The following is a 13531-nucleotide window of genomic DNA, read 5'->3' as shown; positions in this document are numbered from 1 at the left end:
AGGAGCGTGACCTGTCGTCGTGGGGTCGCTCGCCGAAGACCTGAACGACCCGGATGACATGATCCGGTTGCTGGCCGTCGGGCGAGCCGCGCGGGACGGTGGGCCCGAGGTCATCGGCAAGCTGCTCGACCTGGCTCTGCACGACGCTGCCGAGGTCCGGACGGCCGGTGGCATGGCCGAGCGCTGGGACAACGTGAGCGACGCCGCGGCGGGAGCCCTGGCCGCCGTCCTCCGCCGGCATGCCGCAGCCGACGAACGGATCGGCCGGGCTGTCGTCGACCTGGCCGAGGACGACGACCGCGTCGGCCGGCTGCTGTACTTCCTCGGTCCCGACGCCGAGCCGGTGCGCCGCGAGCTGGAGATGAGCAGCGAGGAACGGCTCCGGGTACGGGCGCTGCGGGCGGTCCTTCCCGTCGACCGTCCCGTGGAGCTCAACCGCCGCTTCCTCGCCGACCCTTCGCCCGTCGTCCGGCTCGAGGCGTTGCGTGGAAGTTCCCGGTTCGGCCCGGAGGACGCGTCCCGGGCCCTGACCGACACGAACGCGGAGGTACGGCTGGCCGCGGTGCGCAAGGTGCAGTGGCGGGACACGCCGGCGTTCCTCGCCGCAGCGCGCGTCGAGACGGTACGCGAGGTCCGGGAGCAGTACGTCGAAGCGCTGGTCGACCGCCCGCTGACCGACGATGTGTTCCGGGCGCTGCTGGGATACCTGGCCGACGACGGCTGGGTGGGGCGCACGGCGGCCCGGCGCCTGCGCCTGATCGACACCCCCGGGCTCGTTGCGGCGGTCGCCTCCCGGATCCTGGTCGTCGACGACGAGGCACACCTGGCGGCCTTGGCCGAGTTCCCCCACCTGCTCGAGTACGCGCCCGAGCTGGGGGAGCCACTCCAGCGTCTGCACCGCAGCGCGACGGACGGCGAGTTGCTGGGCATTCTGGGCCGGCTGCCACGGTGGGAGCGGTCCGCGTACCCCCTGGAAGATCCGGCGGACGGCCTGGACCCGGTGCAGCAAGCGCGGCTTCTCCGCGCCGTCCTGGGTTGGGCGCATCGCGTCGTGGAGGCGGACAGTGCCGGGGAATCGGGTGGGCTGGCGGCGTGGCTGGCGGCACCGGACGACCACACCGCCGCGGAGTGGATCACCGAGCACGACTGGTTCGGCACCGGGCCGGTCGCCGACCTGCTGCACGCAGCCGTCGACGGCGACCTGCGGCGCGCGCTGGCCGTCGACCTCGGCTCGGATGTGCTGCGCCTGGCCCACCTGTTCACGGCCCGGCAGCTCCGCGCCGGTCTGGACCCGCTGCCGCCGGGACCGCTGAGTCGCCTGCTGACCGAGGATCTCGACCTGCTGCGCGTGCGCTTTCAGCGGGGCCGCACCGTCGTCCTCCGGCTGCACGGATCGGCTGCCGTCGGCCCGCGTGGCGAACCGGCGGAAGCGGTGCTGCACGTGCCGTGCCCGGATTGCGGCACCTCGGCGCGGGTGCAGGGTCCACCCACGTGGAAGTACCGCGACGAGGACCGGATGCGCGAGTTCGAGGACGGTTACGCGGCCGTACTGACCGGTGCCTGCCCGGGCTGCGGGGCGCCGGTACGCACGGAGGTGCTGATCTCGGTGACGGAGGGACGATTCGACGGCCCGCGCGAGGTCAGCTGGGACGTCCGGTTCTGAGGGTGGTCACGGGCCCGTCAGCTGAGGGTCGGGTCGCCGGCGAGCATCCTCTGGTGCAGTTGCTGGAGCTTCACCGCGGGCTCCACACCCAGGTCCTGCACCAGCACGTGATGGGTACGGCGGAACGTCTCCAGCGCGTCAGCCCGGTTCCCGCCGCGATACAGCGCCAGCATGCGCTGTCCCCGCAGCCTTTCCCGGTACGGATGCTCACCGATCATCGCGTCGAGCTGGCTGACGATGTCGCCGGTGGCGCCGGCGTCCAGCTTGAAGTCGATGTAGTCCTCGAAGGTGCTCAGCCGTGCCTGCTCCAGCCCCTCGGCGGTGCGCTCGACCAGGGCGGTGTCGCGCTGGCCGTCGAACGCCCGGCCCCGCCACAGGGCGAGCGCCGCGCGCATGGCCGCCGCCGCACCGCTCCGGTCACCCGCCGTACGGGCCCGCGCCGCCTGCTCGGTGAGCTGGTGGAACGACTCCACGTCGAGCTCGCCGGGGCGGGGACAGATCGCGTAGAAGCCGGGTGCGGACTCGACGCGGTCGTGCTCGCCGAGCAGCTTGCGCAGCCGGGACACGTACGCCGAGAGGGTCCGCCGCGCGGAACGCGGTGGCCGCTCGGCCCAGAGCTCGTCGATCAGCAGGTCGACCGAGGTCGGCGTGCCCGCCCGGGCCAGCAGCAACGCGAGCACCCGCCGCAGCATCACGGTCGGCACCGGTTGTACCTGGCCTTCCTGCCGCAGCGTCATCGGACCCAGAACGCTGAACTCCAGCATGCAACTCCCCCCGAGAGGTCACATGGTCATCTATGCGCTTCGTGCACCCTAGCCGAAGTTCACCGTCCGGGTCGACTTGGTGATTGTGCGTGATCATCTCGGGGCTGACCTTGACTGCAACAGGGCTGCAACCAGACCCGGTGATGCTCGGGGACAGCTGTCCGAGCAGGAGGATCGATGCCATCACCGCTGCCGGCGGGCCCGGGCGCGTGGCGTTTCCTACCGCTGGTCATGGTGCGGATGCCGGCACTGAGCCTGGCCACGTTCGCCCGCACCACGACCGTGGACGAGTCCGATCCGGTCGGTGACCTGTGGGGCATCCCGCAGCTGCGCGAGGCCGTCGAGCAGGCGAATCCGCAGATCGCGCTGGCTGTCAGGCGGGACACCGGTGCGGTCCGGCGCGAGCGCCTGGCCGCCGCCTTGACCAAGTACGCGATCCGGATGGCGACCCGGCCGACCCCGTTCGGCCTGTTCGCGATGGCCGGCTTCAGCACCTGGGGTGACGGACCGATCGGTCCACCGCGGACGCCACCGGTGCGGCGGCACCGCATCGACAGCCGGGACGCCATCGGCCTGCTGCGCCGGGCCGCGCCCGGACATCCGGTCGCGGCCAATCCCACGGTACGGGTACTGGCCGACCGGATCACCTTCCAGCCACCGTACGCGGCGCGCCGGCGCACCCTGCGCCGCTCGGCCCGGATCGACACGCTGCTGGAGTACGCCGCCCGGCCGCGTCCGTACGCCGAGGTCGCCGGCCGGCTCGGTGACGAGACCGTGGCGGCCCGGCTGCTGGACGAAGGGCTGCTGGTCAGCGCGTTGCATCCGAGCGCGCCGGACGGGTTCCCGCCGGAGTGGCCGGCGGACGGCAGGATCGACCTGACGATGCGCCCGGCCGGTACGGTCGACCGCCGGCTGACCGTCGGCCTGGCCACGGCGCTGACCGTGCTGCAACGCACCGGTCTCGCCACCGACCCGGACCCGGGCCTGCGCCGGTACGCGCACGCCTTCGCCGAGCGTTATGGGTACGAGGAGGTCCCGCTCGAGGACGTCGCCGACCCGTCCCGCGGTCTCGGGCCGCTCCCGCCCCTGGCCGCCGCGCAGGACCATCCAGCCCTCGACCGGTTGCGCCGCCTGCTGGTGCGTCGCGGGCCGGTCGCGACTCTGTCGGAGTCCGATGTGGCCGACCTGCCCCGGCCGGCGGGCGCAGCGGCGCCGTCGTGCGACTTGTTTGTCCAGCTGCTGTCCGACGGGCGGGCGGCTGTCACTCCCCGCGGTGCGGTCGTGCCCGGGGGCCGCGCCTTCGCCAGGTTCGCCGACGCCGACGAGCGGGTGCCGGAGCACGTCCGCTCGGCCGCGCACGCCCCCGGCGAGGAGGACATCGACCTCGTCGCCATGGACTACTGGCATGAGAGCACCATCAACCTGGGCGAGGGGACGTCGGCGTACGACTCGGTGCTGTTGTGGTCCTCGGTGCGGCCGGGGCGCCGGGCGCTGCGGATGGGTGATCTGCTGCTGGGCGTACAGGATGGCGCGCTTTATCTGCGCTCGCGCCGCGACGGCCGGCGCGTGCTCGTGCGCACCGACCACCTGGTGGCCACCGAGACCGCGCCACCGCTGCTGGATCTGGTCCACCGGATCTCGCGCGCTCATCACGCCACCCCGGGCTGGAGCTGGGGGCGTTTCGCCGACGCCCATTGCGTGCTGCCGCGTGTCGAGGCTGCCGGTGTCGTCCTGGCCGCGGCCCGGTGGCGGATGGACGATTTCACCGGCCCCGCGGCGGACCGCGAGGTCACGACGTGGCGCGCCGGCCTGCAAGTGCCGCGCTACGTGTACGCCGGCACCGGCGACACCCGGCTGCTGCTCGACCTCGACCACCCGCGGCACCGGGCTCTGCTGTGCGAGCAACGCCGCCGGGGCGCCGAGTGGGCCGAGGAGTGCCTGGTCGAGCCGAGCGGGCCGGCCCACGTGACCGAGATCGTGGCGACCGCGGTCAACGACGCGTATCAGCCGCTGCCGCCGCTGCGCACCGCACGGCCCGGCGGCTTCAGCGGGGCGAGCCCGGCGCGGCTCCCCGGCGACCGGTGGTGGTCCACGCATGTGTACTGCGCGCCCGGCTCGCAGGACGAGGTGCTGGGACTGCTGGCCACCTATCTGGCCGGGCAGGACGCCGGCTGGTTCTTCGTGCGCTACGACGTCCCGGCGCCGCACCTGCGCTTGCGTGTGCCCGGCGAGCTGGACGTCGCGCAGTGGTGCGCGGCGCTGCGGCTGATCGCCCGGCGCGGTCCGGTGCTGCGGTTCACGCTGGAGCCGTACGAGCCGGAGACCCGCCGCTACGGCGGCCCCGCGGGCCTGGCGCTGTGCGAGCAGTGGTTCACCGTGGACACGCTCGTGGTGCTGGACGCCCTCACCCGGCGCCGCGGCGACCTCGACCCGGCCACGCTGGCCGCTGTCGTGATCGACCAGTTCGCCGCCATGATCGGCGCGTCCGCCCCGGCGATGACCCAGGCGGTGCAACGGCTCGCCGGTCCTCCCGGCCGGCCGGACCGCCGGGCCCGGGCCGAGGAGCACCGCCAACGGCAGATCCTCGTCGACCTGCTCGCCACCGGTCCCGGCGAGCAGCTGGCCGGGGCGTACCGGGGGCGCCAAGTCGACCCGGCGCTGACCCGGCTGGTCGACAGCGAGCACGGCGATGCCGTGCTCGCCAGCCTGGTTCACATGCACCTCAATCGGTGGGGCCTGCCGGCCGGCGCGGAACCGGCCGGTGCCCGCCGCTGGGCCGCCGCCCGGCACAGCCTCAGCCGCCGGTCAGAACAGCAGCAGTGAGTAGCGCTCCCAGCCGCCGCTGACGGTGAAGCCGAGCTCCCCGTAGCCGGTGATCGCGGCCTCGTCCCGGCGGTGCGGGACGCCGATGCTGATCGTCGCCGCGTCGGCCGGCGGTCGCCGGGTGATGTCGGCGATCATGTGCCGGACCAGGTCGAGGCCGCGGGCGGCGGGCCGTAGCCCGATCGTCTCGATCCACAGGTCCGCCGGATCGCCCGGCCAGGTCACCGTCAGCAGGTAGGCCAGCAGCTCGCCCCCGGCCGACCGGGCCACCCGGGAGTCGCCGGGTCGCAGCCCCGGATGGGCCAGTGCCGCCGCGATGGCCGCCCGGCCCCGCCCCGCGTGCGGGTCGCCGGCGAAGATCTCGGTGTAGAGCTGACCGACCGCGTCATGGTCCGCCTCGGTGAGAGCGGTGACGAGCGCCGTGGGCACACCGGAGGGCAGCAGCGGCGGCCGCAGCGGCCTGGTCAGCTCGGTGAACGCCGAGACCGGGGCGAACCCGCGGGTCACCAGCACCGCACCCAGGGGTTCGTGGTCGTCGACGACGTCGACCAGCACCTCCACCGTCCCGCCCGCGCCCGCCGCGGCGCGGTCCAGGGACCAGTCGATCAGCCGCGACCCGGCCCCGCGGCGCCGCCAGGGCGGGAACACCTGCCCGGTCACCTCGACCAGGGCGTGGCCGGCGTCCGTGCTGCGTTCCAGCCGGACGAAGCCCGCCAGAGCACCGTCCACCCGGGCCACCGCGACGTCGCCGTCGGCGGCCGCCCGCAAGGGCCGCAGCAGGCGGCTGTGCCGCCGCTCGCAGGCGTCGCCACCGGAGCACGCGGCGCCCGTCTCAGCGGTACACAGCGCGGTCACGAGCCGCTGCCGCAGGGGTTCGGTGAGGGTCTCGAGCATCAGGCCGGCCGCGGTCATGGTCTGTCCCTTTCTTCGCCACGGCGCCGGAACACCGCGTCGAGTGTGCGCAGCAGGATGTCGGCGACGACGATGCCCGGGGCGTCGGAGGGGCTGGCGATCAGCTCGACGATGTCGACGCCGAGCACGTCGAGCCGGCCGCACAGCCCTTCGAGCAGCTCCACTGTCTCCAGGTGGCCGAAACCGCCGGGCAGCAGCGTGCCGGTGCTGGTGAGCACGGAAGGGTCGAGCACGTCGACGTCGATGGTGACGTGCCAGCGCAGGCCGGGTGGCAGGGCGGCGGCGAGCTGAGCGGCCGGGATCGCCAGGGCCGTCCGGCCGGGCCAGCAGCGCAGCCGGCCCGGGGCCCGGCCCACCTCGTCGGTGAGCTGGCGGATGCCGAGCTGGGCGACGAACTCGACGGCCGGATCGCCCAGCGCCCAGTCCAGGAAGTTGCCGTGGTGCAGGTCGTCCCGCGACCCGGTGCGGATCCGGCCGAAGTCGTGGTGCGCGTCGAGGTGCAGCACGCCGACGCGGTCCGTGGCGCGCGTGATGCCGTCGAGGACGGAGATCGTGATGGAGTGGTCCCCGCCGAGGACGATCGGGACACGGCCAGCCGCGACGACGGCGGCCACCGTGTCGGTCAGGGCGGTCACCATGGCACCGCCCGGCCGGGGCGCCGTCCCGGTCAGGTCACCGATGTCGACGAGCCGGACCCCGTCGAGCACCCGGCGGCCGCGGACCGGGTCGAACATGCCGGTGGGACGGCCGTCGCGGACGGTGGCGCGGAAGAGCCCGGTGCTGACCCGGCGCAGATACTCGGGCGCGAACTTGGCCCCGGCCCGGTAGGTGACCCCGGCGTCGTACGGGACCCCGATCACCACACCGTCGCTGGTCCGGCCCCGCAGTGCCCCGGCCAGGTCGGTCACGGGCGTGCCGAACAGCCCGGTGCGCCGGGCCACGTCGGTCACCGCCGCCGGTGCGTACGCCCGCAGCAGCCCGTGCCCGACCAAGGTCCGCACAGCCTCGACAACGGCGTCGAGCGCCTCGCCGGTGCGGCCACCCAGATCGGCCGAGACGACGGCGGGGCTGGTGGGCACGGCGAAGGCGGTGAGCAGCCGTGCCGCCGCCGGGCCCAGGCGCACCTCCCGGCCGGTACGGGGCCACCAGTAGATTGCGCCGGAGCCATGGCCCGCGGGCCGCCGTACCACGTCGTCGGCGATCATCAGGACGTCGTCGGGGCCGGTCACGACGGCACCGACCGGGCCTGGCCGCCGAGCCAGGCCGACCACAGCCGCGCGTACGGCCCGTCACCGGCCAGCAGGTCGCGGTGGGCACCGGCCTCGGCGACCCGGCCGTCGACCAGCATCACCACGCGGTCGGCCCGGGCGGCGGTGTCGAGCCGGTGCGCGACCTCGATGATCGTGCTGCGCCGCGCGGCCCGGGCCAGGCTCTGCTCGAACCGGGCGGCCTGGGCCCGGGAGAGGGCCGACGTCGCCTCGTCCAGCACCAGCACCAGCGGGGCGCGCAGGATGAGCCGGGCGGCGGCGAGCTGCTGGGCCTCGGCCGGCGTCGGCGGGTACGCGTCCGCGCCGAGCTCGGTGTCCATTCCCCCGGGCAGCGCCGACACCCAGGTGGCACCGGCCGCTCGCAGGGCCCGGTCGAGCTCTTCCGGCGAGGACCCGGGGCGGGCGAGGAGCAGGTTGTCGGCGACCGTACCGGTGAAGACGTGATCCTCCTGGGTGACCAGGGCGACCCGGTCGCGCAGGACATCGGCCGGGAGGCCGGCCACCGCGGTGCCGCCGATGGCCACCCGGCCCTCGGTGCCGGAGTACACCCCCGCGATCAGCAGGGCCAGCGTGGACTTGCCGGCCCCGGAGGCACCGACGATCGCGATCCGCTCCCCCGGCTCGGCGACGAGGCTGACGTCGTGCAGCACCGGCCGGTCCGGCACGTAACCGAACGTCACGTGCGTGACCTCGACCCGGGCGTCGGCGGGCGGGCCGGCCGCGGGCGCGGCGGCCCCGGCGAGGGTGGGCCGGGGGACGCCGAAGATCCGGGCGAACGCCGCGGTCGCCGACTGGAGCTCGCCGAACCAGTAGGCCAGGTCGTCCAGCGGGTTGATCAGCGCCCGCACCAGCAGGGTGATCGCCGCGACGGCACCGATCTCGGCCCGGCCCTGCTGCACCAGGTGAGCGCCCCAGGCCAGGACCACGAGCAGCGGCAGGTGGTAACCGAGCTGCACCGCGGGGAACCAGCGCACGTGCAGGCCGATGGGCACCAGGGCGGCCTCGCGGGCGGTCCCGGTCCGCTCCCGCACCAGCGCGCGCCGGTCGTCGGCCAGGTCGAAGGCCTCCACCGTGTCGGCGCCACGCGCGGTCTCGGTGACGGCCGAGGTGAGCCGGGCCCGGGTGGCGAACCGCGCGGCGAACGCGGCCGGGGCCCGGCGGGTGTACCACCGGGTGGCCAGGGCGATCACCGGCAGCCCGACCAGCACCCCGCCGGCGATCAGCGGATCGACCAGGAACGCGGCGACGACCGTCAGCACGGTGGTGAGCACGCCGATCAGGGTCTCCGGCACGCCGGTGCGGACGATCTCGCGGATCGCCTCCATGTCCGTGGTGGTCCGGGACAGGATCTCCCCGGATTCGGTCTGCTCCACCGTGCCGAGCGGCAGGCCCAGGATCCGGTCGGTGAAGTCCTCCCGCAGCTCGGCGAAGACCAGCTCGCCGAGGGTGAAGGCAGCCCTGGTCGCCACGAACGCCAGGACGGCGTGGACGAGCAGGCAGCCCGCGATGAGGGCGGCGGTGAGGTCGGCGTCGTGGATGTCGAAGCGGGCGGTGATCCCGTCGACCAGCCGGCCGAGCAGGATCGGGGGGCCCAGGCCCACGACGACGGTGGCGATCTGCAGCGCCACGATCGCGGTCAGCCGCCCCCGGTGGCGGCGCTGCAGCGCGCGCAGTTCCCGGGCGACCGTACGGCGGTCCGCCAGTGGCAGAGTGCCCGGCGCGCTCATGCGTTGTCCCGGGCCACGAGCGCGCGGTAGTTCTCGTCGGTCGCCAGCAGTTCCGCGTGGGTGCCGCTGACCGGGACGTCGCCGGCCAGCAGGATCACCCGGTCGGCGGCCTCCAGGAAGGCGGCGCTGGTGGTGATGACCACGGTGGTCAGGCCGGCTCGCCGGTCGCGGATCCGGGCGCACACCTCGACCTCGGTGACGGTGTCCAGTGCGGTGGTCGGTTGCACCAGGATCAGGTGAGCGGGCGCGTCCAGCAGCGCGCGGGCCAGCGCCACCCGCTGCCGTTGACCGCCGGACAGGGTGCGTGCCTGCGCCCCGACCACGGTCGCCGGCCCGTCCGGCAGCGCGTCCACGACATCGGTGGCGACCGCGGTGGCCAGCGCGCCGGCGACCGCGTCGTCCGGGGCCGCCGCGCCGGGGTCCACGTTGGCGCGCAGCGTGCCGGAGAACAGCGTCGGTTCCGCGCCGTGCAGACGGACCAGCCGGCGCAGGGCCGAGCGGTCCAGCTCCGCCAGCGGTACGCCGCCGATCGTGGTGGTCATCGCGTCGAGCGGGTCGAGTCCGGCCAGCCGCGCCCCGAGGGCCCCGGCGTCGCGGTCGTCGCCGATCGCCACGACGGTCAGCTCACCGGCGCGGGCCTCGACACCGGTGCTGCCGTCGCGCAGGTCGCCGGTGGCCGCGGTACCGGTGCCGGGCCACGCCGTCGGCACGACGGACAGGGCCCGCAGCACGCGGTCGGCCGCCACCCGCGAGCGGGCCCGGGTGGTCACGAAGCCGGCGAGCGCGCCGAGCGGTTCGACCAGGTACGCCGCCGCGGCGTAGAACGCGACGAGCGCCCCGACCTCGATGCTGCCCCGCAGGACCAGGCGGGCACCGACCCAGGTGACCAGGATCAGCAGCACGCCGGGAAGCAGCAGCTTGGCCGCCTCGATCAGCGCCTCGGTGCCGGCGATGCCGGTGCCGGCCATCCGCGCCTGCCGCGAGGTCTCCCGATAGCGGGCGCGGAACGCCTGCTCGGCGCCGATCGACCGCAGGATCCGCAGCCCGAGCGCGATGTCGGAGCCGAGATCGCCGAGCCGGCCGAGCAGCATCCGCTGCTCGCGCTGGCGTCCCTCGAGCGGCTCGGCCACCCTCGTGGTCGCCCACATCAGCAGCGGCACGCCCACCAGCACGATCGCGCCGAGCAGCAGGGAGCTGGTCAGCAGGTAGCCGGCCACCACGGCGAAGGCGACCACCGAGGCGACGAGCTGGATGAGGGCGCCCGGATACCCGGCGATCGCGTCGGTGTCCGAGGTCATGGCCGTGGCCAGCTCGCCCGGGGAGACCTCGCGGCTGATCGCCCGGGCCCGTCCCGCGACCGCCAGACCGAGGCGCTGCTTGAGCTGGAACGCGACCTTCACCCGCAGGCGGGACGATGCGCCGTAGCGCCAGACGCTGGCGGCGATCGCGACGACGACCAGAGCCGCGAGGACTCCCACGGGACCGGCGGCCGGGCCCTCGCCGCCGGTCGCGGCGTTGAGCACGGCACCGATCGCGGCCGGGGTCAGTGCCTCGGCCACGCTGCCGAGCAGCGCGACGCCGAGGATGAGGCTCAGCGCCGGCAGGTGGCCGCGTACCGCCGAGCGCATCAGGGCCCGGCGCGACGCCGGCGCCGGGTGGGGCACGGTCATATCAGGGGAATCGCCTTCAGGTCGGGATACCGGGCGTGCAGGGCGGCCATGTCGGGCAGGCCGCCGAGGTCGCGCAGGACCTCGATGAGGGTGTCGAGGAACGGGCCGGACCGCGACCCGGAGGCGATCTTGAACAGTCCCTCGCGGCGGGCGACGCGCGGCACGATCGTCTCGAAGCGGTGCGAGCGGAAACCGAAGCTCGACCCGTGGGTGCAGCGGATGCCGCGGCGCGCCACCTCCCGGCGCAGGGCGGCCAGCAGCAGCCCGTGGTTGTGCAGAGTGTCCTCGGTCAGCTTGACGATGACGAACGGGCTCTGCGCCACCCCGGGCGTGGCGGCGCCCAGCGCGGGGTGCACCACCTCGGCGAAGACGCCCCGCACCGATTCCAGCTCCCGGGCCAGGCGGGCGTTGTTGGCGTAGACCTGACCGGCGTGGCGCCGGGTCCAGGCCGGATCGGCGATGAAGCCGACGTCGAGGGCGGCCGCGGCGGCGACCGGGATGCCGGCGCCGGTGGTGGCCCGGGCCAGGCGCATCGTTTCGGCGAGCTGCTGATGGCTCGGCACCGCCGACGGCGCCGGGCCGGCCGGTGAGTAGATCTCGGCGATGCCGAGGTTGGCCAGCTCGAGGCCCTGCTGATCCAGCTTGAGCCCGGACCGCAGCTCGACCACCAGGACGTCCCCGAGGCCGGCGAGGCCGGCGAGCACGGCCCGGGTCGGCCAGAGCGGCGAGACCAGCGTGGTGTCCACGACGATGATCCTGGGCCGGGCCGCGGCGGCGCGCCAGGCCCGCAGCAGCGCGGTCACGTCGAGGACATCCAGCTCCCAGTTGTAGCGCACCGGCTCGATGAGCAGCACCTCGTGGCCGCCGCGGCGCAGGCACTGGGTGAGGCCGGCGGTGTCGACCTTGTCGTAGCGCAGCACGGCCGAGCCGAGGTACTCCAGCAGCAGGTCGGTCTCGAAGTAGTCACCCCAGTACGCCACCGACAACGGCCGCCGCTGATCAGGGCTCAGCATGTGCACGAGGGACTGGAACACGTGGCCCAGACCCGCCATACAGCTGTTGAAGGTGACCACTGTCTTGTGCCAGCCGTCGGGAACGGGCCCGGCCGCCAGCCGGTTCTCCAGGTGGGCGACCGGCAGGCCGCGCTCGTAGCTGTGCGGGAAGGCCAGCCCGCTGGGCAGGCGCCGGTCGCCGGTCGAGTCCGGCGAGCGGAAATGCTCCTCGTCCAGGCGGTGCCCGCGACGCAGCAGCAACGTCCGGAGCCGCTCGGACGCGGTCTCCAGGCGGTGCTCGGCGGCCCGCGCGTCCGCGGTCACGTCGACCGCGGCGAGCCGGCTGCGGAAGCGGGCCCAGTGCCGCTGATCGCCGGCATCCTGGGCCTGCGCGAGGGTGGCGAGGCCGGTCAGCAGTTCGCGTTCGAGGCCGAGCTCGTCGCGGTGCCGCTGCCCGGTCGCCGGCGCGACCCGCGTGCCCGTGCTCATGACACCGGCCGGATCCCGGTGCCGTCGTACGCGTACTCGCCGGGCGGCTCGAGCCGGTTGAACCACCGCCGGTTGGTCGAGGTGTAGGCGCCCGAGGCCGTCAGCACCAGCCGGTCCCCCACCGCGCAGGGGCCGAGGTCGAACGGGGCACGCCGCCCGCGTACATCGGTGCCGAAGAAGTCGTTCTCGTACAGCGTGTTGCCGGCCAGCAGGGTGGTGCGGGTCTCGCCCGGCGTCGCGTCCGGGTCGGCGGGCAGCACGGCCGGCCGGTGCCAGGGCGCGTAGTTCCAGGCCGAGGCGTCCACCGTCACCACATCGGCGGCGAAGGCCGGATGATCGCGCTCGGTCGACAGCACGGAGACGAACAGGTAGCCGTGCGGGCCGAGGACCCCACCGCCGGGCTCGAACTGCAACGTCATCGGCCGGCCCGTGCGCTCACACCACTGCCGCACGGTGCGGTCGACGGTGGCCAGCGCGCCCAGGGCCGCGCTGCGCTGGGCGTAGAGGCTGAAGAAGCCGCCGCCCAGGTCGATGGTGTGCAGGCTCGGGAAGGCCTCGGCGACCGCGAGCAGGTAGCGGGTCTTGAAGATCAGGTGGGCCGCGCTCATCTGCCCGGTGTGAGTGTGCAACCGGACGAGCGGATTTCCGGTACGGCCGAGCAGCTCGTGCAGGCGCGGATCGGTGGCGAGCAGCCCGAAGCGGCTCTGCGCGCCGAAGGTGCTGTGCTCGTTCTCGATCTCGTCCGGCAACGGCACCCGCAGCCGCACCCCGACGGGCTCGCCCGGGAAGGCCGCGCAGAGGGCGTCGAGCTGCTCGTACGAGCTCGCGTCGACGAGCACCCCGTCCGCGCGCAGCTTCTCGGCGTCGGCGATCGAGAAGGCCGGGCCGGTGGCGGTGATCCGGGCGAACCCGGCCGCCCGGGCCAGCTCGTACTCTCCGACGGAGGCGACGTCCGCCCCGAGACCCAGACCCGCCAGCTCGCTCAGGATGCCGATCGTGTGACAAGCCTTCAGGGCCACATTGAGCTGTGCTCCGTGCACCGTGGCGACGTCGGTGGCGAGCACGCCGACCGAGTGGCGCAGTCCCTTGAGGTCGTACACGAGCGACGGTGTCGGCAGCTCCAGCGCGTACCGGAACATCGCGGCGTCCGGGAACCGCACCAGCGGTGGCACCGGCCGGCCGGCCGAGGGTGTGGTCACGTCAGGTTCCCTTCGTCTGCGGGC

Annotated in this window: 9 protein-coding genes; 2 read left to right on the top strand and 7 right to left on the bottom strand. The window is 74.4% G+C overall.

Annotated elements, in window-relative coordinates:
* Positions 1–19 precede the first annotated feature (19 nt).
* The gene (locus AB0C12_RS33525; protein WP_360553921.1) at positions 20–1663 is read left to right on the top strand and encodes a hypothetical protein; all 1644 of its coding nucleotides are present in this window, start codon (positions 20–22) and stop codon (positions 1661–1663) included.
* Positions 1664–1680: 17 nt separating this feature from the next.
* On the opposite strand, the gene AB0C12_RS33520 is transcribed toward AB0C12_RS33525, so the two are convergent.
* Positions 1681–2427, bottom strand: coding sequence for an AfsR/SARP family transcriptional regulator (locus AB0C12_RS33520; protein WP_360553919.1), 747 nt, complete (start codon positions 2425–2427; stop codon positions 1681–1683).
* A gap of 177 nt (positions 2428–2604) precedes the next feature.
* Between AB0C12_RS33520 and AB0C12_RS33515 the strand changes: the two genes are divergently transcribed.
* Positions 2605–5250 (top strand): thiopeptide-type bacteriocin biosynthesis protein, encoded by a 2646-nt coding sequence (locus AB0C12_RS33515; RefSeq protein ID WP_360553918.1) that lies wholly within the window; start codon positions 2605–2607, stop codon positions 5248–5250.
* On the opposite strand, the gene AB0C12_RS33510 is transcribed toward AB0C12_RS33515, so the two are convergent.
* Genes AB0C12_RS33510 through AB0C12_RS33485 form a run of 6 tightly spaced genes read right to left on the bottom strand, consistent with a single transcriptional unit; the run spans position 5233 to position 13507 of the window.
* Positions 5233–6162, bottom strand: a complete 930-nt coding sequence (locus AB0C12_RS33510) for a GNAT family N-acetyltransferase (RefSeq protein WP_360553916.1) — start codon at positions 6160–6162, stop codon at positions 5233–5235. The genes AB0C12_RS33515 and AB0C12_RS33510 overlap by 18 nt on opposite strands.
* Positions 6159–7391, bottom strand: a complete 1233-nt coding sequence (locus AB0C12_RS33505; protein ID WP_360553915.1) for an arginase family protein — start codon at positions 7389–7391, stop codon at positions 6159–6161. Before AB0C12_RS33505 ends, AB0C12_RS33510 begins: the two co-directional genes overlap by 4 nt.
* Positions 7388–9157 carry an ABC transporter ATP-binding protein gene (locus AB0C12_RS33500; protein ID WP_360553913.1) on the bottom strand — a complete coding sequence of 590 codons (1770 nt, stop codon included), beginning with the start codon at positions 9155–9157 and terminating at the stop codon, positions 7388–7390. Before AB0C12_RS33500 ends, AB0C12_RS33505 begins: the two co-directional genes overlap by 4 nt.
* The gene (locus tag AB0C12_RS33495) at positions 9154–10827 is read right to left on the bottom strand and encodes an ABC transporter ATP-binding protein (protein ID WP_360553911.1); all 1674 of its coding nucleotides are present in this window, start codon (positions 10825–10827) and stop codon (positions 9154–9156) included. Before AB0C12_RS33495 ends, AB0C12_RS33500 begins: the two co-directional genes overlap by 4 nt.
* Complete coding sequence (locus tag AB0C12_RS33490) at positions 10824–12308, bottom strand: hypothetical protein (protein ID WP_360553910.1); 1485 nt, start codon at positions 12306–12308, stop codon at positions 10824–10826. The genes AB0C12_RS33495 and AB0C12_RS33490 overlap by 4 nt, the downstream gene beginning before the upstream one ends.
* Entirely contained in the window at positions 12305–13507 is a 1203-nt protein-coding gene (locus tag AB0C12_RS33485; protein WP_360553908.1) for a hypothetical protein, read from the bottom strand. Before AB0C12_RS33485 ends, AB0C12_RS33490 begins: the two co-directional genes overlap by 4 nt.
* Positions 13508–13531: the final 24 nt, after the last annotated feature.

This window comes from Actinoplanes sp. NPDC048967 (assembly GCF_040649415.1).
In the GTDB taxonomy this organism is placed as follows: Bacteria; Actinomycetota; Actinomycetes; order Mycobacteriales; family Micromonosporaceae; genus Actinoplanes.
This window is presented reverse-complemented; position numbering and strand designations above follow the sequence as displayed.